The organism is Acinetobacter sp. AOR18_HL (assembly GCF_027855145.1).
Lineage (GTDB): Bacteria > Pseudomonadota > Gammaproteobacteria > Pseudomonadales > Moraxellaceae > Acinetobacter > Acinetobacter pittii.
Map to the genome: position 1 here is coordinate 1 of NZ_JAKTIG010000019.1, position 24,268 is coordinate 24,268.

The following is a 24,268-nucleotide window of genomic DNA, read 5'->3' on the forward strand; positions in this document are numbered from 1 at the left end:
TTAGATTGGCTTACACCATTAGAGAAATTTGCTCAGCTTGTTGATTATCATATGGCTTTTGAAACTGTCGCACCTCATGTTTGAATTCGCCCTTGATTATATTAATGAGATTGATGATGTAAAAGATGAAGAGGATAGACGTCGTATTAAAGATGTTCTAGACAATATTATCGATTATACGCAATCACATTTTACTTTCGAAGAAAGTTTGCAAGAGGAAGCTGATTATAAATATCGTGTACCTCATAAACGTGTACATGATTTATTTATTAAAAAAATAGAGTTATATCGTGAACGTTTTGAAATGGGGCACACGATTGAAGCAGAATTACAAGAAATTTTGGCTAAATGGTTAATTAACCATATTCAACATGATGATGCCGATTATGTAGGAGCAGTAAAAGAAAATATGATGGGAATTATTAGAGAAAAAGAAAAGAAAAAAGGGAAAAACTGGTTTGCTCGGTTTTTCTCATAACCTGAAATAAAAAGAACTCATAATTTCAGTTAGCGCGGCAAACTATCGATTCGGTAGTTTGCTTTTTTTATTGAGCAAACTTTGATTTTCAAGCATGACACGGGCAAAATATCTCTAGTCTTTTTCAAGGAATGCATAATGCAGGACATACCTATGTCACGATGGTTATCGCCCCTGATGGCGTTTTGCTTATCTTTCATCATTATGGCGACATTGGCACCCACAATGGGAATCCAGATTGATCGTCAACTCGATTTCTGGTTATTGTGGTTAGGCACAATGTTGTTATTGGCACTACCAGTTTGTTATTTGGAAATTGCTTTAGCAAAACGGTCGAAGACTACAGCCTTAAATGCTTTATCAAGTTTAACTCGTGAAGCAGATAGTTCCCCAAAATGGCGTTTGGTTGGCTGGCTTGCAGTTATTTTTATTCCATTTTTAGCAGGTAATGTATTAAGTACCGCTGGTAATTTACTGAATACACAACTTAATAATAGTGTTTCAGGACAACTTGTTTTTGCTGGCCTTGCTGTTGTGGCCCTCATTTTATCCTTTATTCCACGTCAAATTTTAATTTTACTGATGACGGTTGGTGTAATTGTTTCTCTTGTTTTAGCTAACACGATGGGAACGACTTTACAGCCTTGGCATTGGACCAATGTTGAGTTTAAAGAATGGGGGAATGCGACTGTACTTGCACTTGTTGCGAGTGGATTGGGCTTAGGGCTTTATTGGCAAAATAGTGTAGGTGCGGTTCAGTCGCAAGAAGGTGCAACGAAAACAGTTCTTCCAATTTGGTTAGCTCAGTTAATTGCTGTGATCGCCTTTGGTTTCTTTTCTTTACAAGCACAGCTTCCTGTTTTTACTTGGATCTTTACCGCAGTAATGACAACAGCGTTATTTGTGCAATTGGCTAGAGAGCAGCTTGCTCAGCGTCAGCTTATGCCTATTTTACAGTGGGTGATTATTGTTGTAGCGATTGCTGTTTGGGCTGTGCCTGAGCTTCATAACATCTTTACGCTGATTTTGATGCTTTGGGGATTACTCATTTGCTTGATCTATGCCATTTTTGCTGGCTGGATTATGAAAATTAGCCATTTGCGTAAATCTATGAATTTTAGCAATGAGTTGTTTTATAACTTATGGCGCATTGCGGTACGTATTGTATTGCCGCTTTCAATTGTCATTGCCATGATTGCGGTGATTGGACAAATTATCTGATGGAAAAAGCTCAGCAAGTGTGGGTTGCTTATGCAGCCCCAGAGCAACAGTTTTTAGTTGCTATTCCATTTGAAGCTGGTATGACTGCATTACAAGCAGTTGAGGCGAGTGGCTTGCAGACACAGGTCAGTTTGCCTGAGCCATTACAACTTGGCATCTTTGGCGCAAAAGTTGAAGCACATGCGATTTTGCAAGCTGGTGATCGAGTTGAGATTTATCGACCTTTAACGATTAACCCTAAAGATATACGTCGTAAACGCGCCGAGAAAAACCCTGTGGGGCGATATATTAAAAGTAATCGCTTTAAGCAATAAGCCCCATAAACAAAACCCCTCAAAGTATTTCACTTGAGGGGTTTATTTTTATTAGAAAAAACGATTATAGTGGTGGTGCAGTTAAAATCGCTTCTTTAGAAGCAGGTAAACCTGGTTGCGATTCTGGAATAGTTTCTAAACCTTCAATTTTAGTTACTGTGCCAGTGCCATCAAAGTAAATTTTTAAATGCTGACCATGTGCTGCGGGGATTTTTGCTTTTTTAGCATAAGTTCCCGGGATATAGTTGTAAATGTAGTCCCAACGTAGAGGATTGAGGGGATCAGTCACAGTTGGACTACCAAGCAAAAAACGCACTTGCTGGAAATTCATGCCGACTTGTACTTGAGAGGCTTGAGCTTTGGTCAATGGAGTCCCTTGAGGAATATCAACCTTATATACACCAAAGATTGAACAACCAGCAAGGAGTGAAGTGACTAATAACGTCAGCACGAGTTTTTGCATTTTGCTACACTATCCCAATAAATTATGATGCATTTGATCAAAGGATAGATCATACTTCATCTAAATTCTATTGCCTATTCCAACTTGAGATTTGTTGAGAGACCTTTTTTCATGCCTATTTCCAATCAAGATTTGCGCAAAGCTGGACTTAAAGTTACCCTTCCTCGAATTAAGATTTTGGAATTATTAGAAAATTCAAAACAACATCATCTTAGTGCTGAAGATATTTACAAGACTTTGTTAGAACAAGGGGAAGATGTCGGTCTTGCGACAGTTTACCGTGTGTTAACACAATTTGAAGCTGCAGGTATCATTCAGCGCCACCATTTCGAAAATAATCATTCTGTTTTCGAAATTATGCAAGAAGATCATCACGATCATTTGGTTTGCCATAATTGCAACAAAGTTATTGAATTTACTAATGATGTTATCGAGAAAGAACAGCATGCTGTAGCTGAGCAACATGGGTTTACCTTAACGGGTCACTCATTAAACCTCTACGGTTACTGTAACGAACCTGAATGTCAGGAAGTACTGCGCAAGAAATAATCGTTTTCACACAAAGAAAACAAATAAAAAAGGAAGGTTACGTTTAACCTTCCTTTTTTTATGAAGAAATTACTGTCGGTCGAAGGTTAAATGCTGATTTGTGCCTGCAATTTGATCTGGACCTTCTTCGGCAAGCTTAATTGTTAAACGCAAATCGTTTGGTGAGTCGGCATGTTTTAATGCATCTTTGTAGGTAATTTGGCCTGACTTATAAAGATCAAACAGTGCTTGGTCAAAAGTTTGCATACCGAGTTCACGTGAGCGTTTCATTAAATCTTTAATTTCATGAATTTCGCCTTTACGAATATAGTCTGAAATTAATGGTGAGTTAATGAGAATCTCAATCGCTGCACGGCGCGAATTACCATCTGGAGTCGGAATAAGTTGCTGTGCAATCATGGCCTTTAAGTTAAGTGATAAATCCATGTAGAGCTGGCTATGACGGTCACTTTCAAAGAAGTGAATAATACGGTCAAGTGCTTGGTTGGCATTGTTCGCATGCATTGTGGCTAATACAAGGTGACCTGTTTCGGCGAAGCCAATCGCGTAGTCCATAACTTCACGAGAGCGAATCTCACCAATCAAGATTACATCGGGTGCTTGTCGCAACGTATTCTTTAAAGCAATTTCAAATGAGTCTGTATCGATCCCGACTTCACGTTGGGTAATGATGCAGCCAGCGTGTTCATGAATAAACTCGATAGGGTCTTCAATGGTAATGATATGACCTTTAGAGTTATGGTTACGATAGCTAATCATTGAAGCCAATGATGTCGATTTACCTGTACCTGTTGCCCCTACAAAAATAATGATGCCACGTTTGGTCATCGATAAATCTTTAAGCACTGGCGGTAATTGTAAGTCGTCAATTGAAGGAATTTTGGTTTCAATTCGACGTAGTACCATGCCTGGCATGTCGCGTTGCTGAAAAGCACTTACACGAAAGCGCGCACTTTTATCGCGGTTCATAATCGCAAAGTTACATTCACGAGTCTCTGCAAATTCTTTGCGTTGTTTTTCACTCATGATGGAGTGTAATAGTTGCCCGATAATTTCGCCTGAAAGACTATTTTTTGAAATGGGAACAATTTGCCCGTTAATCTTCATCGATGGTGCAACGCCATCTGTAATAAAGAGGTCGGATGATTTTTTTTCAACCATCAGGTTGAGCAGGTCATTAAAATCCATATTTATTCTCTAATTATTTTTATAGAAAGGATTCAGGCTGTTTAGCAGCAGTACGAGCCGTTTGCGGGCTGATCACACCGCGAGACACCAAATTTTTTAAGCTTTGGTCGAGGGTGGTCATGCCATGATTTGCGCCAGTCTGAATAGCTGAGTACATTTGCGCGACTTTATTTTCACGAATTAAGTTACGAATAGCAGGAATACCAATCATGATTTCATGAGCTGCGACACGGCCACCGCCATTCTTTTTAAGCAGGGTTTGTGAAATAACAGCCTGTAAAGATTCAGAGAGCATGGCACGAACCATGTCTTTTTCTTCGGCAGGGAATACGTCAATCACACGGTCGATGGTTTTCGCAGCAGAAGTGGTATGCAGTGTGCCAAACACCAAATGACCTGTTTCGGCAGCAGTAAGTGCTAAACGAATAGTCTCAAGGTCACGCATCTCACCGACCAAAATAATATCTGGGTCTTCACGCAGTGCTGAACGTAGTGCCTCATTAAAGCCGTGTGTATCACGATGCACTTCACGTTGGTTAATCAGGCATTTCTTTGACTGATGTACAAATTCGATAGGGTCTTCAACCGTTAAAATATGGTCATAACGGTTTTCATTAATGTAGTCCATCATCGCTGCAAGTGTGGTGGATTTACCCGAACCTGTTGGGCCTGTCACCAGTACAATGCCGCGTGGATAGTCACAAATATCTTTAAAGATTTGACCTAAGCCTAAATCTTCCATGGTGAGTACTTTGGACGGAATGGTACGAAACACTGCACCTGCACCACGGTTTTGATTAAATGCGTTAACACGGAAACGAGCAACGTTGGGTACTTCAAAAGAAAAGTCGGTTTCGAGTTTTTCTTCGTAGTCACGACGCTGTTTATCATTCATGATGTCGTAGACCAGACGATGAACATCTTTATGATCTAGAGCAGGTAAGTTAATGCGACGGACTTCGCCATCCACGCGAATCATTGGTGGCATGCCAGCAGATAGGTGTAAATCGGACGCGCCATTTTTCACAGAGAAGGCGAGTAGCTCTGTAATATCCATAATTTCCCCAAGTAAATCAAAATATGTCATTATTTTGTAGAATAATATACGGCTTTCACCGAGGCTTACCAACACCTCGCTTTAAGTGAAAAGCAAAAAAGTTTTTTGAAAATGAGAACCTTGTCAATGAATTACCTGCAAGATGCGCGGCAGCACGTATTACAGCAAATCCAAACTGCTTGTGAACATGCTCAACGTGTGCCTGAAACCGTACAACTTTTAGCCGTATCGAAAACACATCCAAGTGAAAGTTTGCGTGAAATGTATGCAGCAGGGCAAAGAGCATTTGGCGAAAACTATTTGCAAGAAGCTTTAGAAAAAATCGAAGCTTTGCACGATTTAGACATTGAATGGCATTTCATTGGTCATGTTCAACGCAACAAGACGAAGCATGTGGCCGAGAAATTTGATTGGGTACATGGTGTAGATCGTTTAATTATTGCCGAGCGATTATCTAATCAACGGGGTGATGATCAATCAGCCCTTAATATTTGTTTGCAAGTCAATATTGATGGGCAAGACAGTAAAGATGGTTGTGCACCAGAAGACGTTGCCGAGCTGGTTGCTCAAATTAGTCAATTACCAAAAATCAAGTTACGTGGCTTAATGGTCATTCCAGCACCTGACAATACTGCTGCATTTGCAGATGCTAAAGCCTTGTTTGATGCTGTGAAAGACCAACATGCCCACCCACAAGATTGGGATACTTTAAGTATGGGAATGTCGAGTGATTTAGAAGCTGCAATTGCTGCTGGTTCAACCATGGTTCGTGTAGGAACAGCCTTATTTGGTGCTAGAGACTATTCGCAAAAAGGCTGATGTAAGCTTTATCTTACAGAAACTGCGGCCTTTTGCGGCTATGGCAGACAACGTTTTTTTCGTACTATGAACTCATCAGGAAACAGGATGTTTCTAAAAATAACAATAAACAGTGATGAATGGATGCATACAGGTACGACAGGAGTTATACCAACGCAGAATCTAAAAAAGCCCCGACAGGATGTCGGGGCTTTTTAGTTTTAACCTACTACTTCTATGGTACTTGCACCTGCGCCGAGTGGTTTTACCTGAATTTGTACAGGAATACGCTCATGCATTTCTTGAATGTGTGAGATGAGAATGACCTGACGACCCTGATTTTGCAATTGGTCTAAAGCATTCATCACCATGTGCAAAGATGAGGCGTCTAAAGTACCAAAGCCTTCATCAATAAACAGCGATTCAATTTTCATTGAGCCCGAGGCCATATTGGCAATCGCTAAAGACAAGGCAAGGGCAGTTAAGAACGACTCACCGCCAGACAAAGATGCAACAGAACGGGTTTCTCCATCCATGTCATGGTCAATAATCGCAAGACTTAGAGACTGATCTAGGCGTTTTAACGTATAACGTTGAGACAGCATTGCCAGTTGCTGGTTGGCATGTTCCACTAAAATATCTAGGTGATATTGCTGAGCGTAGTCGCGGAACTCTTTACCTTTTGCATCACCAATCAAGCCTGAAATTTTGCTCCAGCGATGTTCTTCTTGCTGAATATTTTGAATTTGCTCAGCGTATTGTTGCTGCTTAGCCAGATTTTGCTGATGGACTTCAAGTTTAAGTTTAAGCCGATCACGTACTTCAAGCTGGGCTTTGAGCTCTGCAATATTGTCTTGAATAAGGCTAACAAGCTTTTCATATTCAATATCTGGCTGAGTTTGTAAGTGCTCGCTCAATTGCTCTTGCATGGTCTTAAGGGCAGAAGAGGCTTCACTTAATAAACGCTCGGCATGATTAAGACGGTTACGAATGTCTTGCTCTTGGGCGGAATTGATTTGCATGAGCGCCGTAAGATCAGATGCCTGAAAATCAGCATGGGCTTTTAACCAGTTTTGAATTTGCCCATCAATCTGCTGCTGATGCCCCGCAGTGTGTTGATGTTGATGCTTGAGCTGATCGAGCGCTTGTTTTTGCTGCTCAAAGTGCTGTCTGGTTTGCTCGAAACGCTGTTTAGCCTCGTGATAAGCGGTTTGTTGTTGCTGACGTTTAACGTCATGCTCAATTAGCCATTCGTGCGGTTTAATATCAGAGAGGCCCGTCATTTGCTGAATGAGCGACACCGCTTTTTCATTATTTTGCTGACCTTTAAGCGTAATCTCTTTGAGATTTTGATCGATCTCATCAATTTGCTTGGCCATTTGTTCAAAGTTAGCAGTCAACATTTTAAGTTCCTGTTGCTGCTGTTCAAAACGCTGTGAAAGCTGTTCTTGTTGCTCAAGTTGCTTAGCACGTACGTCTAAAATTGACCAAGTCTGCTTAGCTGTTTGGCTACTTGCTTGCTGCCATGCATGCTGTTCGGCTTCAGATAAACACTCAACAATATGTTGAACTTGTTGTTGCCATTGCTGTGCTGTATTAAGCAAACTTTCATTACGCTGAATCGTTTGAACAAGCTGATTGTGTTGTTTAATGGCTTGGGCTAAACGCACGTTTTCTGAGTCAAATGAATTTATGGCAGTTTGTGCCGCTTGTCTGAGTTCGTTCAGCATTAGCAAGATTTGTTCAGGAGCTTGATTAAGCTCAATATGTAAGTGATTGAGGCTAAATTGTTGCTCAAGTTCTTGTTGCAAGCTTGATTGTTTTGTTTGAAGTTGGGCTAGATATTTCTGAACTTGCTCAAGCTCGGCACGACACTGGGTAAGTGCATGTTGCTGGGTTTGCCATGCATTAAATTTAGTTTGCTCGAGTGCAACAGCTTGCTGCTCTTGTTGTTGCTGCAAATCGAATAAAGCTTTGGAAACTGCACTATCATCAATACGGTAAGGGTGGTGGGTACTTCCACAGACTAAACACGCTTCACCTTCTTTAAGATTGGCACGTAACTGCTCAATATTTTCGGTGTGTAATAAACGCTGCTGTTGCAGGATGTGCTGTAACTTTTCACGTTCAGCTTTTGTTGTTTGGTAGTCTTGTTCAGCTAACTGGCAAACGGTTTTAAGCTGTTCTTCTTGCGCGGAGGCTTGAGTATGTTTTTCGTTGAATTGTTGAAGCTCAGCATATAGCTCATGATAAATTTTTATTTTTTGCTGAATCAGATCTAACTGAGTGATTTGAGCAAGTTTCTGATCTTTATCTTTACGCTGTTGCTCAAGTTTTAACTCAATTTGTTCAACTGTACCTAGTGAAGCTGCGAGTTGTTCAACTTCACTTTTAGCTTCCGATAGCTTTTGGCGGGCAAGGGTAGGATTGCCAAGCTGTTGTTCAATTGTTTGGTAATTTTGAATAAATTGCCCGAGCTGATGCAGATGCGCTGAAAGGCCTTTGTCCAATACAGCATATTGCTGAGTATGGGTAAGCTGTTGTTGCAGATAAATTTGATTCTGCTCAAGCTGTGCAATGTGCTGTTGCACAGTGTTTTGCTGTTGGTGCAGTGGACTGAGTTTCTGCTCGAGTACGCTTCTTTTTTCTTTGCACTTTTTATATTCATCGGCAATAAAAGCGCGTTCTTGAATGGACTGTCGAACTTGATTTAAGGCTTGTTGATGCTGTTGCTCAAAATCGAGGGTCTGTTTGAGCTCTTGTTCTGCAAGTTGATATTGTTTTTGTCCTTTTTCAAAAATTTGCACCAACTCATTAAACTTGGTTTGCGCTTGCTGAATTTGCGGCTCAAGCTGTTGCAATGTTTGTAAAATTTGAGATTTCTGAAAAACTTGTGGGCGTATTTCAGAGAAAACTTCGAGTCGTTTTAATTGCTCACGCTCACCAGCCAATTGTTGATGATGATTTTGCTGTGCTTGAAACTGTTGCTGTTTAGCTTGAACTTCTTGCTCAAGTTTCGCTTTACGCTCAAACCATTGTTGTTGTTTGTCTAAGATATTTTTTTGTTGTTCTAACTGTTGATGATTTTGTTCGGCTTGCTGGTATTGTTCGGTAAATCCAGCAATATCTTCATCAGACAAAATTTCAATGTGGCCTAAGAACTCTTCAAGCTGTTTACGCTGCTTTGCTATATCTGCGGTTTTACGAAAAGCCAGCTCACCAATTTTGGCGAAAATGCTGGAGTTGGTCAGGTACTCGAGTAACTCTCCACGTTCGCTGTCTCGTGCTTTTAAAAACGCGGTCACTTCTGACTGAGCAAGTAGTACAGCACGAGTAAACTGTTCAAAAGAAAGCTGGGTAATTTGTTTAACTTTTTCATCAACCGCTTTGGCTTTGTCTGCAAGTACCACGCCATCGGTCAGGCATTTTAAATGCCGTTGTACGCTTTGTAATTTACCATTTGGGTTTTCACGTGCCCGCTTAATTTCCCAGCGTGCCGAATAGCGCTTTTGATCTTGCGCAATAAAGCAAAGCTCAGCAAACCCATGTCCTGTACCACGGCGTAAGACAGTTAAAGGTGAATTGGTCAGTAACTCTGAACCATCAACATCTTTTAATTTACCATCACTGTCTTTTAGACGTGGAACCCGATTAAACAAAGCCAGGCACATGGCATCTAAAATGGTCGACTTACCTGCACCAGTTTTTCCCACAATCGCAATGAGACCTGCATGGGCGAGAGGTGCACTTTCAAAATCAATAAAGTGTTCATCAGAAAGAGATGCCAGATTTTTTATTCGAATGGATAAAATTTTCATGACATATCCTTAAGGTGTTGCATCATTTTCAAGATGTTTTTGTGCTTCTTGTACTAGGCTTAGAAAATCTTTTAAGACGGCATCATCTGCGTTGTAACCTTGTTTTTCCCAGATATTTTGAAAGAGTTTTTCTGGTGTTGGTGGTTCAAGTGCGATTTGCTGAGTAGTATTTGAATCGGTGGTGTCTTTATTTACATATTGACGTGAAATACGTACTAAACGATAGCGGTCAGGTGGTAGGGCTGCTTCAAACTGCTGACGTAAATTCGGCTGTGGCGGCGTTAAACTATAATATTCAATATCGACATATTCACGGTGGTCAATATTTTCAATCACGCCGTGAGGCAAGGCTTTGAGTTGTTGCAGCACCTCGTTTAGCTCACCACGAATGCGGTGCAATTGTATGCAACGTGGAATTTCTACAGCGTCAAATTGCAAACGGCTGTCTGTATCTTGAGTCGGATCAACTTTGACCTCAACCACTTGATGCTTATAATTAATTTCACTAAAAGAAAGTGGAATGGGCGAACCACTATAACGAATGTGTGGCTGACCTACTTTTTGTGGTTTATGCAAATGCCCTAAAGCCACATAGTCGACAGCATCTTCAAATAAAGTTGTTGAAAGTGCCTCTTCATTACCAATAATAATTGGGCGTTCAGAGTCGGATGTTTCCCCACCTTGCATATGCGCATGCGACATCAAAATAAGTGCTTGGTCTGGTGTCTTGCGACGTTTGGCTTCTGCTATGAGTTGCTGGTGCAAATAGGCAATTGCGTTTTTGCTATTGGTGGTATGTTCGTTAAAACCCGTAATTTCGGCCGAACGTAAAAAAGGCAGGGCAAGGCACCACGCCACAATATCCTGATTTTGATTATAAATAGGCAAAAGTAGTCGATCGAGATCTAGAGTTTTATCTTCATTCCAGCGAACCACGCCCACGGTTTTTGCATTGTATTTTTCTAAAAGTGGTTCGACCTGTTCAATACGATAGCCTGAGTCATGGTTACCCGCAATCATGAGTGTTTGCATGTGCGGCGCAAGCCGATGAGCATCTGCTAAAAATTGGTAGAGTTGTTTTTGTGCTTGAGATCCTGGGTTAATAACATCAAAAATATCGCCAGCGATGAGTAGGGCGTGTGGCTGTTTTTCTTGAATTTGAGTGAGTAACCAGCTTAAAAATTGTTGGTGTTCGTAGTGGCGTGAATGATTATAAAAAAACTGTCCCAAATGCCAGTCAGAAGTATGTAGAAAATGTACGGACATAGAAACAGACATCAAGCCAAAATAAACACAGATACGTTAGCATAAATTGGCAGGAGATTTTATCAAGACATTTTAAAGTGCTCGTTATTTAAGCCCATAGTGAAACTTGAATTAAATTTTTCACTTTAAACGCTGCTTTGTTACTATCAGGGCAAACCATGAACTTTGAGAACAAAATGACCATTCACGAATACGAAGTAAAAATACAGTGGGAAGGCAATACGGGTACAGGCACTTCATCTTATCGTTCTTATAAACGCGATTTTAGTATTCAGCATCCGCAAAAGACCACTATTCAAGGTTCATCAGACCCTGCTTATTTGGGCGATGTGACCAGGTGGAACCCTGAAGATTTATTGGTCGCGTCAGCTTCTGCTTGTCATAAACTTTGGTATTTACACCTTTGTGCAGTCAACCATATTCACGTTGTGAGTTATCTCGATCATGCACTTGGTTTTATGGAAGATACAGATCCGGTCAAACGTGGTCACTTTACCCAAATTATTTTAAGACCAGAAGTTATTTTAGAAAAAGGTGCCGATCAAGAGCTTGCTGCAAAACTGCATGAAAAAGCACATCACGAATGTATGATTGCCAATTCGGTGAATTTCCCAATTACATGTGAAGCCAGCTTTAGCTTTGCTGAGTAAACTATATGAAATAGCCACCGTTAAAAAGGCGGTGGCTATACATTAAAAAAATAAATAGAGTCGTTAAATAAAATCTTTAAGCTGCGTTTTCATCGACTTGAAAAATACCAAAAACGTTGTGGTCTAAATCGACAAAATAGCCATGCCAAGCGCGGCCTGGAATAGCAAATTTATCCATTGCGACAATACCACCTTGCGCTAAAATTTTTGCAGCTACCTCATCGAAGTTTTCGACCTGAACCGAACAGGTAAATGCATTGGTGCCATATTCCATTGGAGGTGTTTGAGCAGGGCGCTTTAATAGCCCTCCAATAATTGAAGGTGTCTCTATGCGGTAATATTCAATTGGTAAGTTTTCATCGAGTTTAAATTGCCAGCCGAACACAGCTTGATAAAACTGCGCATCGCGGGCAGGGTTTGAAGACTGGATTTCAAAATAGGCAATAGTGTTCATATTATTTAAATCATATTTTTATGGTGTAAAAAGTATACGCATAGCCTTTATAGCCACGAAAGGACTATTGTGTATGCTGAGCGTAAAATAAATGAAAGTGCTAGAAAATAAAAACCGACGATTCGAGTGATGAGAGAATCGTCGGTCAAAAACTTCATCAAGGGTTTCGGCTGCTAACAAAACCTAATCCGAAGGAAGGAAAGAGTCGTAATGAAAGGTCACCGAAACAATTTTGCGGATGCCGTGCAAAGGAAGTATTCGGTTGCTGCGACCTTATTACCCTATATAACGTCAAGAGATCAGGATTGGTTGACAGAAAAATGAAAAAAAATCGAAAAAAATTTATAATTATTTTTTGAACCCATAAATTAGGCAAAAATATGACCAAATTACGTTCTTACTTTCTCTGGTTTTTTGGTTTATGCATCGTACTTACCTTAATTGTAGGTGTGGTTGCAGCACTATTACCAGCGAGTGTAGGTGGTATTTTAACAGCCGTTCCATATTTAGGCGCAATGATTTTTGTCTTATTTAAATTTTTAAAGAAAGAACGCCGTGCACCGACTGTACAAGAAAAAAAGAAATTTACTTTAGGTTTTAGTCTGATTTTTTGGGGCTATAACTTGTGTGGTGTTTTATTTGGCCTGTTTTTATTTGCCAGAAAAGACCCTGAGATTTTGCAGAACTTTATGCTTTACCTCAAACAACCTCAGTTCTTAAGTATTATGGTGATTATGCTTTTAATGTTAGCTATTCCACTTTATTTAATTACCTACTGGTTTTATGGTAAACAAGCACAGCGCATGGCTGACAAAATGTTTAACGTGCAATAGATCACTATGAAAACTCATACGTTTAAATATAAATGAGTCTTATACAATTAAATAAAACTTGAATCCTCAGCTTAGGAGGAAATATGAATAAGAATGTATTAATTACAGGTGCAAGTGGTTTTATCGGAACGCATTTAATTAAGTTCCTCTTACAGAAAAATTATAACGTGATTGCGGTGACACGGCAGGCTGGAAAGGAATCTGACCATCCTGCCTTGCAATGGGTGCAAAAGTTTGAAGATATTTCGACACGTCAAATTGACTATGTGGTGAATTTGGCAGGCGCAAATATTGGCGAGAAACGCTGGACCGAGTCACGTAAAAAACAACTCATTGAAAGCCGAGTAAATACGACCCGAAAATTGTATGCATGGCTCAAGCAATCTCAAATTTTTCCGGAAGTAATTGTGTCTGGTTCTGCGATTGGTTATTACGGAATAGATGATCAAGAAAAGTGGGCAGAAGTGTGCACTGAACAAAGCCCGCCACAGCCTATTTTTATGTCCGAGCTTTGCCAAGAATGGGAACGAGCAGCGTTAGTAGATACTCAGCAAAATACTAAAATTATTCGTTTAGGCGTTGTGTTTGGGCAGGGTGGCGGCATCTTGCCTAAAATGTTATTTCCTATTCGACTCAATTTAGTGGGTCAAATTGGTCATGGTCGTCAGCCTGTAGTGTGGGTACATATTGAAGACGTATTAAACGCAATTGAGTTTATATTTCAGCATCCTCAATCTGCTCAAATTCACAATGTCGTGGCGCCAGAAAATGTGACTCAAAAGGTATTTGTTGAACAAACTGCTGCGGTACTCAATAAGAAACCACTGTTGTCAGCACCGAGCACGGTTTTCCGTTGTTTGTTAGGGGAACAGTCGCAATTGATTTTGAATGGGCAATACGTTAAACCCGCTGCCTTGCAAGCAGAAGGATTTGAGTTTACTTATCCTCAATTAAAAATGGCTTTAGAGAATATATTGGCATCAGGCTAAGATTTTATTTTGCAAACGCTCTGGGGAATATGCTTTGGCATCAACTAATGTCGGTTGATCCAGCATAAGCTGACGGAGCAATTGCGCAGAACCTGCGCCCATACACAATCCATTTCTAAAGTGACCAAAGTTTGCCCAGAGGTTATCCATTTCAGGCATTTTGCCAATGTATGGAACGCCATTTGGTGAACTTGGTCTGAGGCCTGCCCAGCGATGTACAATCGGGAAATCGGCCAGTTCAGGCACCATTTCTAAACATGCTTCTAAAATATTGTGCTGAGTGGTTTCGTCGGTAGAGTTGTCAAAACCACGATGTGCCATGCTTGACCCGCACACGATATGACCGTCCATACGTGGAATCAAATACATGACTCGATTCATACACATGGTCGGTAGCCAGTGAGCAGGGGTTTTAAATAACAGCATTTGACCTTGAACAGGTTCGACTGGAATTTCGAGTTGTAATTGTGAGTTCCAGTAATGGCTCCAAGCACCCGAAGTTATTACAAAATGGTCTGCTGTATGTTTGCGACCGTCTTCGGTTTGTAGCGCTTGTATAATATCGCCATTTTGAATCAGTTTTTTAACAGCAGCGTGTTCAAAAAACTCAACATTTGGATGTTGTTTTAAATAGCTAATCAGGGACTGTAATACGCGTGGGTTGCGAATATTAGACAGTTCAGGGAAATAAATGGCTTCTTGAAACTGATCGGAAATATGCGGGTTTACTTGTTCTAGCGCATCTCGCTGTAAATATTCACAGCGTTGCATCGGCTCTTGATGCTGCTCGGCGTAGGAAAGTCCAACGTCAAAATCTTCTTCATCAAAAATCAGCATGCCTGTGTCATGTATTTCAAAATCAATCCCTGTAACAGGGTAGAGCTTTTGGTTCCATGCTTGATAAGAGGCTTTGCCAAATTGAGCAAGTTGGTTCACTGCATGCACATAGCGCCACGGGTACATCGGAGAGAGAATGCCTCCGCCAGCCCAAGAGGCTGCTTGTCCCGCTTGTTGTTGATCAAAAATGCTGACTTTACAGCCTTGTTCAACCAACTCCAGCGCAGACATTAATCCACTTATGCCCGCGCCAATGATTGCAATATGCATGCAGTGTTATCCTTTCTCTGCGAACTTAGTTCATTTCCTTGAGTTTTTCAGCAGCGGTTTCTGCAAAGTAAGTCCAGATTCCGTCTGCACCAGCGCGGCGGCAGCACATCAGTGATTCTAAAATGACTGAATCTGATAACCAACCATTTTGAATTGCGCCAGCTAACATTGCGTATTCGCCACTCACTTGGTAAATGAATGTCGGAACACCAAAGGTATCTTTCACTTCACGTACCACATCCAGATATGGCATGCCCGGTTTTACAATCACCATGTCGGCGCCTTCTTGAATATCAAGCGCGATTTCATGTAATGCTTCGGCACGGTTGGCAAAGTCCATCTGGTAGTTATATTTATTACCACCTTTTAGGTTGGATGCAGAGCCAACAGCATCACGGAATGGACCATAGAAGCTTGATGCATATTTCGCAGAGTAGGCCATGATGTTGGTGTAGATATGGCCATTGGCTTCTAAAGCCTGACGAATTGCGCCAATACGGCCATCCATCATGTCACTTGGAGCAATCACTTCGGCACCTGCTTCTGCGTGACTTAAGGCTTGTTTAATCAAGCACTCTACAGTCTCATCATTCAGCACATAGCCTGTTTCATCAATAATGCCGTCTTGACCATGAGTCGTGTAAGGGTCGAGGGCACCATCGGTAATTAACACCATTTCTGGTAATTCTTTTTTAAGCAGACGGCAGGTGGTTTGTACTAAACCATCTTCACGCCATGCAGCTTCTGCGGTCAGGCTTTTATCTTCTTGCGGGGTAACTGGAAAAAGAGCCAGTTTTGATACGCCCAATTCCAGAAGTCTTTCAGCTTTTTTCAGTAACAAATCTGCCGACAAACGCTGAATGTTTGGCATACTTGGAATATCTTGGGTCTGATTTTGTCCCGGTAATACAAATACTGGATAAATCAAGTGATTGGTAGTGAGCTGTGTTTCGCTGACCATCGCACGCAACTGGTCATTTTTACGGATACGGCGCATGCGAGTGGCTGGAAATGCAGGACGATTGAACGTATAAGTCATAACAATCTCGATGTTCGGTATTACACTAGGATAGGTTGGCGGATATTCCATTACTGTCAACCGACTGCTGTATTGTAGCCCCATAATGCTGGATTTGTACAAAATTATGGGTGTTTATCATGCTTTTAAATTTAGGCAACATATGAGTGAAGAAAAGAAAAATTGGACTGGGAACATCCACTTAGGTGCAAAAACTGACCTAACTGTGGTTCTCAACCAATTATGTAAGGCGTTTAATAGCTCTCCTTTTTTTAAGCATAGTGGAATGATTATGCGTGTGGTGGACGGGCACATTGAAGGCTATATCGAGATGCAACCCAACCTGATTGGCAATTTGGCATTTCAGATTTTACATGGCGGTGTTGCTGCAACTTTGCTCGATAGTATTGGCGGAATTGTAGCAATGGAACACCTATACCGCCGTTCAACTCCCGAAACTTTAACTGAAACCATCAAGCAAGTGTCGCGTTTGGCAACCGTCGACATGCGTGTAGATTATTTAGCACCGGGGCGTGGTAAATATTTTATTGCACGTGCCGAAGTACTACGTTTAGGTCGTAAGGGCTGCACCATGCGTATGACCATGGTCAATGATGAAGAGAAAGCCATTGCTGCCGGCATTGCTTCATATGCCTATTAAGCAATGAATTGAATCATTTAAAAGCGCCAAGTGCGCTTTTTTTAGTGTTTGAAAAGCTAAAATTTTCATAAAAACTTTGAGATAAACATTAATTTAATTAGAACGAACGCATGAGTTATAAATTTTTATTCTCATATTATGAGGTTTTAGCGTTAAAATTAGCTCCTTTGACAATGCGGTATGTCTTGTTTATAGAAAAATAAAAACTCTATAACAAGGTGTAGTGCGAGATTGATGGCAAAGCCAACTCATCTTTAGGAACATACCATGACTGATGCACAAAGCAATGTACAAGAAACAGTGCCAACAACATCTGCCTCGGATGAAAACAATCAAAACAAGCGCAAAAAATTTCTTGGTTTTTTTGCGCTGATTTTATTGATCGCCGCTATTTTGTATGCAATCTGGGCATTATTTTTAAATAATTCCGTGAGTACGGATAATGCCTATGTCGGTGCAGAAACCGCGCAAATTACTTCAATGGTAAGCGGACAGGTCGCTCAGGTTGTCGTAAAAGATACCCAAACGGTACATCGTGGTGACGTGCTGGTTCGTATTGATGATCGTGATGCCAAAATTGCATTGGCACAAGCCGAGGCAGAGCTTGCCAAAGCAAAACGCCAATACAAACAAACCGCGGCAAACAGTAGTTCTTTAAACTCTCAAGTGGTGGTTCGTGCTGATGAAATTAACAGTGCTAAAGCACAAGTTGCACAAGCACAGGCAGACTACGACAAAGCAACTTTAGAACTGAACCGCCGTGCGCAGCTTGCTGCCTCTGGTGCAGTGTCTAAAGAAGAGCTCACTAAAGCACAAAGTGCAGTCGAAACAGCTAAAGCAGGACTAGAACTTGCTAAAGCTGGTTTAGCGCAAGCTTCTTCGAGCCGTAAAGCTGCTGAAAGTACCTTAGCTGCAAATGAAGCGTTAATTCAGGGTGTAAGCGAGACTTCAACACCTGATGTACAAGTTGCACAAGCACATGTTGAACAAGCTCAGCTTGATTTGGAACGTACCGTGATTCGTGCGCCAGTCGATGGTGTGGTTACGCGTCGTAATATTCAAGTCGGTCAACGCGTTGCACCGGGCACCAGCATGATGATGATTGTGCCGCTCAATGATTTATATGTAGATGCGAACTTTAAAGAAAGTCAGTTGAAAAAAGTCCGTCCGGGTCAGGCGGTCACGCTTACTTCAGATTTATATGGCGATGACGTTGAATATCACGGCAAAGTGATGGGCTTCTCTGGTGGTACTGGCTCTGCCTTTGCCTTAATTCCGGCTCAAAACGCAACAGGTAACTGGATTAAAGTGGTTCAACGCTTACCGGTTCGTATTGCACTTGACCCAAAAGAACTTGCTGAACACCCACTGCGTGTTGGCTTGTCGATGGAAGCAAAAGTCGACTTATCTGCGAAGTAAACGCTTATGAAAACGCAAACACCTTTTGCCGAACTAAGCGGTGGCCGTTTAATACTGGCAGCGTTTGTTATTGCCTTGTCGAACTTTATGGTCGTGCTCGATACGACCATTGCTAACGTATCTGTACCGCATATTACCGGTAACCTTGCCGTTTCAAGTACACAAGGCACATGGGTTGTTACGTCGTACGCCGTTGCAGAAGCGATTTGTGTACCTTTAACAGGTTGGCTTGCAGGTCGCTTTGGAACTGTTCGGGTTTTTATTTTTGGCCTGATTGGTTTTACCATTTTTTCTTTTTTGTGCGGCCTAGCAAACTCATTAGGCATGCTGGTGTTTTTCCGTATTGGCCAAGGTCTATGCGGTGGCCCACTTATGCCACTCAGTCAAACCTTGCTGATGCGTATTTTCCCTCAAGAAAAGCATGCACAGGCGATGGGTCTATGGGCCATGACTACCGTCGTTGGGCCAATTTTAGGGCCAATTTTGGGTGGTCTGATTAGTGATAACCTGTCTTGGCACTGGATTTTCTTTATTAACATACCAGTCGGGATTATTTGTGTTTTAGCGGCAATCCGTTTGCTTAAACCAGCCGAAACAGAAACGATTTCTTTAAGAATCGACACGGTCGGTTTAGGTTTGTTAATTCTCTGGATTGGTGCGCTACAGCTCATGCTCGATTTGGGGCACGAACGCGACTGGTTTAATAGCACCAGCATTATCGTTTTAGCTTTAACTGCCGCCATTGGCTTTGTGGTGTTCCTCATATGGGAACTCACCGACAAACATCCCGTCGTGGATGTCAAAGTCTTTAGGCATAGGGGCTTTGCCATATCGGTGCTGGCTTTGTCGCTTGGCTTTGGCGCGTTCTTTGGCAGTATTGTACTGATTCCCCAGTGGCTGCAAATGAACCTTTCCTACACCGCGACTTGGGCCGGCTATTTAACTGCAACCATGGGCTTTGGTAGTTTGACCATGTCACCAATTGTGGCAAAGCTTTCGACCAAACATGACCCGCGCGCACTGGCAAGTTTCGGTTTGATTTTGCTGGGTGCTGTGACCTTAATGCGGGCATTCTGGACGACAGACGCCGACTTTATGGCGTTGGCTTGGCCACAAATCCTGCAAGGTTTTGCTGTACCGTTCTTCTTTATTCCACTGTCAAACATTGCACTGGGTTCGGTACTCCAGCAAGAAATTGCATCTGCTGCGGGCCTCATGAACTTTTTAAGAACCATGGCAGGGGCGATTGGTGCTTCAATTGCAGTCACCGTATGGGACGACCACGCCAAAGTTGCACGCAGTGAAATGGTTTCAAACCTTCATACAACTGAAGTACAAAACACACTTTTGCAAAATGGTTTTACGGCTGACTCGACGCTTGGAATTATTTCAAACCTTGTCGATAAAGAAGCCATTACCATGTCGGCAAACCATGTATTTTTACTGTTTGCGATTGTATTTGTCTTTGCAGGACTGGTGATTTGGCTGTGCCCAAAACCCAAACAGGTCAGCGGCATGCCTTCTCACTAAACATCAAAAAGCATCTCTTCGGAGGTGCTTTTTTTAGGCCAACTACAAAATGAGTGAATTTATAAATAGCAGATTTTGCCTTTATTTAAAGAAATAAAGCATGCCAGAATTGGGCAAATCAGTTATAAAAGAGTGTGATAACAAACAAGGAGACATCACACAGAGCACAAAATAACCATCCTTAATCATTTAATATTATTAAAACTTTATTTTTATCAAAGATTAAAAAACTGAAGACCTGAAAACAAAGAAGCTTGCATGGCAATTGCATGGATAGGCAGGCGTATATATTGGAGTTATCACGTGAATAAAAGATATTCATTTTTGTTCAGTAGTTTATTAGCAGTCGGTTTATTACAAGGATGTGGAGATGACTCCTCGTCAGATCAGCCCAAGGATGATTCAAATACAACCCCGCCCAATTTAATTGTAGATAATGACCCGACCAGTTGTAGCAAGCTGGCCCAAGACGGTTCAAGTGTGGTGGTCGGTTCAAACCAAAATGGTGACCCAGCAGCGCCTGAGGGTGCTTCGGGTTATAGACTCGGTAACACGGTTAAATACGCAGATAAATATATGGTGGTGGCAAACACGCCACTTGCGGTAAAAGCAGGTTGTGATGTTTTAAGAGCAGGCGGTAGTGCAGTCGATGCTGCCGTTGCGGTACAAGCCGTGCTTGGTTTAGTCGAACCACAGTCGAGTACCATTGCCGGTAGTGGCTTTATGATGTATTACGATGCCAAAACCAAACAGGTCACTGCCTATGATGGCCGTGAAACCGCACCAGCGGCAGCTAACGAATTTTATTTAATTCGCCAAAATATATATGACCCAAATTCACCTGCGCCTGTACCAAGTGCGCGCCGTAGTGGTCGCTCGATTGGTGTGCCGGGTGTGATGCGTTTGCTTGAACAAGCACAAAAAGAGCATGGCAAACTCAAGTGGAACCAACTTTTTGGTGAAGCGATTGGTTTGGCTGACAATGGTTTCCGCCTACCGGGACGTTTGGCAGATGCACTTGCAAGTAATGCAAACAGCTTAGCGCTTGATGCAAATGCAATGGCAACCTATTTTCATTCAGATGGTTCACCACGTAAAGTCGGTGAGACCATGACCAATAAGGCTTATGCAAAAACCCTAGAAGCACTTGTTGCAAAGGGAGCAAATGCAATGTACAGCGGTCCAATTGCTCAAGCGATTGTAGAAAAAGCTGCACAACCATTTGGGGATGACCCAGCAAAAACTCCAATTACTCCAAGTTTGATGACCTTGCAGGATTTATCGAACTATCAGGTTAAAAAGCGCGACCCGATTTGTACGACGTATCGTGACCGTTACTATGTTTGCACCATGCCACCTCCATCTTCGGGAGGGATTGCGGTTGCGCAAACGCTAGGTATTTTAGAAAACTTTGATATGTCGCTGTATCCACCTAAGAACCCTGAAAATGAAGGCGGTGTGCCCGATGTCATGGGTGTGCATTTAGTGTCTGAAGCAGAGCGTTTGGCCTATGCTGACCGTGACAAATATGTCGCAGATACCGACTTTGTTCGTTTGCCTGCACAGGGTATTCCAAGTTTTATTGATAAAAATTACTTGAAACAACGTGCCGCACTGATTAACCCGAACCAAAGTATGGGCGTTGCACCAGCGGGTAATTTCAACCCAGCTTCGGGTGTCGACACGACTGTTGAACATGGCACGACTCAGTTCACCATTGTAGATGCCTATGGCAATGTGGTTTCAATGACATCGACTGTTGAATCGAGCATGGGTTCATTCCACATGGTGGATGGTTTCTTGCTGTCGAATCAGTTAACTGACTTTAGCGCGAACCCTTATGATAGCACTGGGGCACTGGTTGCCAACCGTGTAGAAGGCGGCAAACGCCCACGTAGTACTATGGCGCCAACCTTAGTATTTAAAGGCACTACGCCAGATGAGTTTTATATGGCAACAGGTTCACCAGGTGGCGGTACCATCATTCAATATGTGGTTAAAACATTGGTGGGAGCATTGGACTGGAACTTAAATGCACAGCAGGCCACTTCACTTGTTAACTTTGGTGCGACCAATAGCAAAAACACCAATATTGATAGCTCGAATGTACAGCTTTCCTTAGTTGACCTAATTGAAGGCTTAAAAGCAAAAGGGCATGGCATATCGAACACTGCGCAAACCAGTGGTATTTCCACGATTATGAAAGTAAATATAAATAATCAAAGTAAATACGCAGGTGGGGTAGACCCACGCCGTGAAGGTATTGTGCTAGGCAATGGTGCTTTATAGACCCAACTTAAAAAAAGCTGTCATTTTTGGCAGCTTTTTTATGAGGGGCCTTGAAAAAAACAAAAGGCTCTCCATTATGTAAATATGTTCATCAGTAGCAGACTGTTGATAAATTGCACAGCATTTTATTTTAGTTATGCTATGATGTTCAGACATTCATGGGGATGTTATTGGCTTCGACGCCGGTGATGAAACTCATAGATGCATGCCGAGAGCGCATTTTCTCTCGTAAATAAAATTTGCATTTTAATAGTCGCAAACGACGAAACTTACGCTCTAGCTGCCTAAGGGCAGTTTGTCCGCTTCCTAGAATACTTGTGGTTTAGGAACCCGACCGTAGCGCACGCACACAAGTCCGTATAGAGTCAAGCCTCGGGGCTTTATACCAAACTTAGAGGATCGCACCTTGTACCCTGTTCGTCGGGTCACTTGGTGTTAAAACAATAGACGATATCTAAGCATGTAGTATTCTCGAGCGTAGTGCTGGCGGACGCGGGTTCAACTCCCGCCATCTCCACCAAAATTCGTGAAAAGCCCTGAAACGAAAGTTTCGGGGTTTTTTTATTAAGTTAAATATGAAGCGAAATATTTATAAAATGGTCTTCTATTGATTCATGGATATAGGAAATTGACACCTTTATTTCATAACGTACAATAGCGGATCGACATTAGTTTCACATTTCAAAGGCTATTAAAATGGCAAAGAAAACAGTACAGTCAATAGAACCTAATATTGCTGATTTAGCTAATGGCTGGCTTAAATCTTTCAAATTAGATTATAAATTAGAACAAAAATCTTTAAACGATGAGATAGATAAAGCTCTTTTTGATTATTTTACTAAAAATGGTGGAAGTGGTACTAATAGGCCTGATGTAAAACTGTTATTACAAGACAAAAATCTAAACTTTTATCCTATACTTATTGAGTATAAAGGCTATAAAGATAAATTAGTTAAGTTGGACGAAAATGGTCAAGTTGAAAATAAAAATTCAAAAAATGAACCCAACTTTAAAAATATAAATTCATTTGCGGTAAATGGTGCTGTGCACTATGCAAATGCTCTGTTACATCATACAAGGGCGAATTCAAACATGAGGTGCGACAGTTTCAAAAGCCATATGATAATCAACAAGCTGAGCAAATTTCTCTAATGGTGTAAGCCAATCTAACGCCTTTCTAGGACGAGTATTCAGTGACATGGCAACTTGATTTAAATAATGCTGATCTGCCTGATTTAAATCAATCCCTTTAGGTAAATATTGCCTAATTAAACCATTCATATTTTCGCATGTGCCTTTTTGCCAAGGTGAATGTGGGTCACAGAAATATACATCTATGCCTAAATCTTCTTCGAGTATTTTATGTTCTGACATCTCGCGTCCACGGTCATAGGTCAACGTTTTACGCAGTTCTGCAGGTAAATATTTCAGAGCTTCAGTTAAAGCCTTGCGCACTGATTCTGCCTTTGCATCAGGTAATGTTGCCAAGATACAGAGCCGTGTATTTCGTTCAATAAGTGTTGCTATCGAACTTTTATTGTCTTTACCTTTAATTAAATCAGCTTCCCAATGACCCGGTATTTTTCTTTCTTGAACTTCGGCTGGGCGCTCATGAATAGTTTTAATATCCTGTAATATAGAATCTTTTTTAGGTTCACCGTTAGCTTTTCGCTTTTTATTTTCATGACGCAGACAGGATAATAAGTCTTTTTTCAACTCACCCTTGGGTAATGCTCGTATCGTTGAATAAATCGTTGTATGGCTTACATTCATTGTTTGATCCAAATCAGGAAATGTCTTTAAACGCTTTGCTATTTGCTGAGGAGACCATAAACAACGGATCGCTTCAACAATAAATTTCCAGAGGATTGAATCGATTTTGAGTTTTCTGTGACCACGTCTACGTCTAGCGAAGGTGTTATCAGAAGCATATCGAGCTTGATAAACGTCATTGATGCTATTTCTTTTAAGCTCACGATAGATCGTACTAGGATGTCTTTTAATGAGTTCAGCAAATTTTCTGGCTGAAAAGCCTTCTTTTCTTGACTCAAGCATTAATGCAGTACGATCTTCAAAGTTAAGATGATGGTATGACAATTTTATATACTCCATAAACCCTTTAAATTAATTAGGTGGTTTATGTCGCACTTCAAGTTTTACTCTGCC

21 protein-coding genes, 1 other RNA gene and 1 pseudogene are annotated in these 24,268 nt (G+C 41.4%); 14 read left to right on the plus strand and 9 right to left on the minus strand.

Features of this window, described 5'->3' with window-relative positions; translation table 11 throughout:
- Window positions 1-91 precede the first annotated feature (91 nt).
- The 3 genes and pseudogenes from MKL51_RS04765 to MKL51_RS04775 all read left to right on the plus strand — a co-directional run.
- Window positions 92-478 (plus strand): annotated as a pseudogene (locus tag MKL51_RS04765) (bacteriohemerythrin); the annotation flags it as partial.
- Between the two features lie 153 nt (window positions 479-631).
- Window positions 632-1,699 carry a membrane protein gene (locus MKL51_RS04770; RefSeq protein WP_031944146.1) on the plus strand — a complete coding sequence of 356 codons (1,068 nt, stop codon included), beginning with the start codon at window positions 632-634 and terminating at the stop codon, window positions 1,697-1,699.
- Window positions 1,699-2,013 carry an RnfH family protein gene (locus MKL51_RS04775; RefSeq protein WP_017481335.1) on the plus strand — a complete coding sequence of 105 codons (315 nt, stop codon included), beginning with the start codon at window positions 1,699-1,701 and terminating at the stop codon, window positions 2,011-2,013. The genes MKL51_RS04770 and MKL51_RS04775 overlap by 1 nt, the downstream gene beginning before the upstream one ends.
- A 64-nt stretch (window positions 2,014-2,077) precedes the next feature.
- Here MKL51_RS04775 and MKL51_RS04780 read toward each other — a convergent pair whose 3' ends face one another.
- Window positions 2,078-2,476 (minus strand): outer membrane protein assembly factor BamE, encoded by a 399-nt coding sequence (locus MKL51_RS04780; protein WP_002121740.1) that lies wholly within the window; start codon window positions 2,474-2,476, stop codon window positions 2,078-2,080.
- Between the two features lie 111 nt (window positions 2,477-2,587).
- On the opposite strand from MKL51_RS04780, the gene fur reads away from it, so the two are divergent.
- Window positions 2,588-3,025 (plus strand): ferric iron uptake transcriptional regulator, encoded by a 438-nt coding sequence (gene fur / locus MKL51_RS04785; RefSeq protein WP_002121758.1) that lies wholly within the window; start codon window positions 2,588-2,590, stop codon window positions 3,023-3,025.
- Between the two features lie 69 nt (window positions 3,026-3,094).
- On the opposite strand, the gene MKL51_RS04790 is transcribed toward fur, so the two are convergent.
- Together MKL51_RS04790 and MKL51_RS04795 are read right to left on the minus strand one after the other, a co-directional pair.
- Complete coding sequence (locus tag MKL51_RS04790; protein ID WP_005803129.1) at window positions 3,095-4,213, minus strand: PilT/PilU family type 4a pilus ATPase; 1,119 nt, start codon at window positions 4,211-4,213, stop codon at window positions 3,095-3,097.
- 19 nt (window positions 4,214-4,232) lie between these two features.
- Entirely contained in the window at window positions 4,233-5,270 is a 1,038-nt protein-coding gene (locus tag MKL51_RS04795) for a type IV pilus twitching motility protein PilT (protein ID WP_002121749.1), read from the minus strand.
- A gap of 126 nt (window positions 5,271-5,396) precedes the next feature.
- Here MKL51_RS04795 and MKL51_RS04800 point away from each other — a divergent pair, with 126 nt between their 5' ends.
- Entirely contained in the window at window positions 5,397-6,089 is a 693-nt protein-coding gene (locus tag MKL51_RS04800) for a YggS family pyridoxal phosphate-dependent enzyme (RefSeq protein WP_005803127.1), read from the plus strand.
- Between the two features lie 200 nt (window positions 6,090-6,289).
- Here MKL51_RS04800 and MKL51_RS04805 read toward each other — a convergent pair whose 3' ends face one another.
- Window positions 6,290-9,886, minus strand: a complete 3,597-nt coding sequence (locus tag MKL51_RS04805; protein WP_005803125.1) for an AAA family ATPase — start codon at window positions 9,884-9,886, stop codon at window positions 6,290-6,292.
- A 9-nt stretch (window positions 9,887-9,895) separates the two neighbouring features.
- Entirely contained in the window at window positions 9,896-11,164 is a 1,269-nt protein-coding gene (locus MKL51_RS04810) for an exonuclease SbcCD subunit D (protein WP_019767914.1), read from the minus strand.
- Window positions 11,165-11,328: 164 nt separating this feature from the next.
- Here MKL51_RS04810 and MKL51_RS04815 point away from each other — a divergent pair, with 164 nt between their 5' ends.
- A complete protein-coding gene (locus MKL51_RS04815) occupies window positions 11,329-11,802 on the plus strand; it encodes an OsmC family protein (RefSeq protein WP_005803121.1) in 474 nt (157 codons plus the stop codon).
- Window positions 11,803-11,878: 76 nt separating this feature from the next.
- On the opposite strand, the gene MKL51_RS04820 is transcribed toward MKL51_RS04815, so the two are convergent.
- Window positions 11,879-12,256 carry a VOC family protein gene (locus MKL51_RS04820; protein ID WP_005803119.1) on the minus strand — a complete coding sequence of 126 codons (378 nt, stop codon included), beginning with the start codon at window positions 12,254-12,256 and terminating at the stop codon, window positions 11,879-11,881.
- Window positions 12,257-12,636: 380 nt separating this feature from the next.
- Between MKL51_RS04820 and MKL51_RS04825 the strand changes: the two genes are divergently transcribed.
- Together MKL51_RS04825 and MKL51_RS04830 are read left to right on the plus strand one after the other, a co-directional pair.
- On the plus strand, window positions 12,637-13,089 hold the full coding sequence (locus MKL51_RS04825; RefSeq protein ID WP_005803116.1) for an ABZJ_00895 family protein: 453 nt from the start codon (window positions 12,637-12,639) through the stop codon (window positions 13,087-13,089).
- 83 nt (window positions 13,090-13,172) lie between these two features.
- Window positions 13,173-14,078: a TIGR01777 family oxidoreductase gene (locus MKL51_RS04830; RefSeq protein ID WP_107908848.1), complete on the plus strand. Its 906-nt coding sequence runs from the start codon at window positions 13,173-13,175 to the stop codon at window positions 14,076-14,078.
- On the opposite strand, the gene MKL51_RS04835 is transcribed toward MKL51_RS04830, so the two are convergent.
- Window positions 14,070-15,185 (minus strand): NAD(P)/FAD-dependent oxidoreductase, encoded by a 1,116-nt coding sequence (locus MKL51_RS04835; protein ID WP_005803113.1) that lies wholly within the window; start codon window positions 15,183-15,185, stop codon window positions 14,070-14,072. The genes MKL51_RS04830 and MKL51_RS04835 overlap by 9 nt on opposite strands.
- 25 nt (window positions 15,186-15,210) lie before the next feature.
- Window positions 15,211-16,224, minus strand: a complete 1,014-nt coding sequence (gene hemB, locus MKL51_RS04840) for a porphobilinogen synthase (RefSeq protein WP_004748084.1) — start codon at window positions 16,222-16,224, stop codon at window positions 15,211-15,213.
- A 142-nt stretch (window positions 16,225-16,366) separates the two neighbouring features.
- Here hemB and MKL51_RS04845 point away from each other — a divergent pair, with 142 nt between their 5' ends.
- The 6 genes from MKL51_RS04845 to MKL51_RS04870 all read left to right on the plus strand — a co-directional run bounded on the left by MKL51_RS04845 (window position 16,367) and on the right by MKL51_RS04870 (window position 23,254).
- On the plus strand, window positions 16,367-16,864 hold the full coding sequence (locus tag MKL51_RS04845) for a thioesterase family protein (protein ID WP_017481338.1): 498 nt from the start codon (window positions 16,367-16,369) through the stop codon (window positions 16,862-16,864).
- A 267-nt stretch (window positions 16,865-17,131) separates the two neighbouring features.
- Window positions 17,132-18,283 (plus strand): EmrA/EmrK family multidrug efflux transporter periplasmic adaptor subunit, encoded by a 1,152-nt coding sequence (locus MKL51_RS04850; protein ID WP_005803109.1) that lies wholly within the window; start codon window positions 17,132-17,134, stop codon window positions 18,281-18,283.
- A gap of 6 nt (window positions 18,284-18,289) precedes the next feature.
- Entirely contained in the window at window positions 18,290-19,813 is a 1,524-nt protein-coding gene (locus MKL51_RS04855) for a DHA2 family efflux MFS transporter permease subunit (protein ID WP_005803108.1), read from the plus strand.
- Window positions 19,814-20,116: 303 nt separating this feature from the next.
- On the plus strand, window positions 20,117-22,102 hold the full coding sequence (gene ggt / locus MKL51_RS04860; RefSeq protein WP_107908846.1) for a gamma-glutamyltransferase: 1,986 nt from the start codon (window positions 20,117-20,119) through the stop codon (window positions 22,100-22,102).
- A 160-nt stretch (window positions 22,103-22,262) separates the two neighbouring features.
- Window positions 22,263-22,622: a transfer-messenger RNA gene (gene ssrA, locus MKL51_RS04865) on the plus strand.
- 176 nt (window positions 22,623-22,798) lie between these two features.
- Window positions 22,799-23,254 carry a VRR-NUC domain-containing protein gene (locus MKL51_RS04870; protein ID WP_017481340.1) on the plus strand — a complete coding sequence of 152 codons (456 nt, stop codon included), beginning with the start codon at window positions 22,799-22,801 and terminating at the stop codon, window positions 23,252-23,254.
- On the opposite strand, the gene MKL51_RS04875 is transcribed toward MKL51_RS04870, so the two are convergent.
- On the minus strand, window positions 23,189-24,214 hold the full coding sequence (locus MKL51_RS04875) for an IS30-like element ISAba125 family transposase (protein ID WP_004994718.1): 1,026 nt from the start codon (window positions 24,212-24,214) through the stop codon (window positions 23,189-23,191). The genes MKL51_RS04870 and MKL51_RS04875 overlap by 66 nt on opposite strands.
- Between the last annotated feature and the right edge of the window lie 54 nt (window positions 24,215-24,268).

Excerpts from the sequence above, each read along its gene's own strand:
- MKL51_RS04775 (WP_017481335.1), top strand. The coding sequence starts at position 1,699 with ATGGAAAAAGCTCAGCAAGTGTGGGTTGCTTATGCAGCCCCAGAGCAA.
- MKL51_RS04800 (WP_005803127.1), top strand. The coding sequence starts at position 5,397 with ATGAATTACCTGCAAGATGCGCGGCAGCACGTATTACAGCAAATCCAA.
- MKL51_RS04875 (WP_004994718.1), bottom strand. The coding sequence starts at position 24,214 with ATGGAGTATATAAAATTGTCATACCATCATCTTAACTTTGAAGATCGT.
- MKL51_RS04790 (WP_005803129.1), bottom strand. The coding sequence starts at position 4,213 with ATGGATTTTAATGACCTGCTCAACCTGATGGTTGAAAAAAAATCATCC.
- MKL51_RS04835 (WP_005803113.1), bottom strand. The coding sequence starts at position 15,185 with ATGCATATTGCAATCATTGGCGCGGGCATAAGTGGATTAATGTCTGCG.
- MKL51_RS04870 (WP_017481340.1), top strand. The coding sequence starts at position 22,799 with ATGGCAAAGAAAACAGTACAGTCAATAGAACCTAATATTGCTGATTTA.
- MKL51_RS04770 (WP_031944146.1), top strand. The coding sequence starts at position 632 with ATGTCACGATGGTTATCGCCCCTGATGGCGTTTTGCTTATCTTTCATC.
- MKL51_RS04805 (WP_005803125.1), bottom strand. The coding sequence starts at position 9,886 with ATGAAAATTTTATCCATTCGAATAAAAAATCTGGCATCTCTTTCTGAT.
- fur (WP_002121758.1), top strand. The coding sequence starts at position 2,588 with ATGCCTATTTCCAATCAAGATTTGCGCAAAGCTGGACTTAAAGTTACC.
- hemB (WP_004748084.1), bottom strand. The coding sequence starts at position 16,224 with ATGACTTATACGTTCAATCGTCCTGCATTTCCAGCCACTCGCATGCGC.
- MKL51_RS04855 (WP_005803108.1), top strand. The coding sequence starts at position 18,290 with ATGAAAACGCAAACACCTTTTGCCGAACTAAGCGGTGGCCGTTTAATA.
- MKL51_RS04850 (WP_005803109.1), top strand. The coding sequence starts at position 17,132 with ATGACTGATGCACAAAGCAATGTACAAGAAACAGTGCCAACAACATCT.
- MKL51_RS04845 (WP_017481338.1), top strand. The coding sequence starts at position 16,367 with ATGAGTGAAGAAAAGAAAAATTGGACTGGGAACATCCACTTAGGTGCA.
- MKL51_RS04780 (WP_002121740.1), bottom strand. The coding sequence starts at position 2,476 with ATGCAAAAACTCGTGCTGACGTTATTAGTCACTTCACTCCTTGCTGGT.
- MKL51_RS04795 (WP_002121749.1), bottom strand. The coding sequence starts at position 5,270 with ATGGATATTACAGAGCTACTCGCCTTCTCTGTGAAAAATGGCGCGTCC.
- MKL51_RS04820 (WP_005803119.1), bottom strand. The coding sequence starts at position 12,256 with ATGAACACTATTGCCTATTTTGAAATCCAGTCTTCAAACCCTGCCCGC.
- MKL51_RS04815 (WP_005803121.1), top strand. The coding sequence starts at position 11,329 with ATGACCATTCACGAATACGAAGTAAAAATACAGTGGGAAGGCAATACG.
- MKL51_RS04810 (WP_019767914.1), bottom strand. The coding sequence starts at position 11,164 with ATGTCTGTTTCTATGTCCGTACATTTTCTACATACTTCTGACTGGCAT.
- MKL51_RS04825 (WP_005803116.1), top strand. The coding sequence starts at position 12,637 with ATGACCAAATTACGTTCTTACTTTCTCTGGTTTTTTGGTTTATGCATC.
- MKL51_RS04830 (WP_107908848.1), top strand. The coding sequence starts at position 13,173 with ATGAATAAGAATGTATTAATTACAGGTGCAAGTGGTTTTATCGGAACG.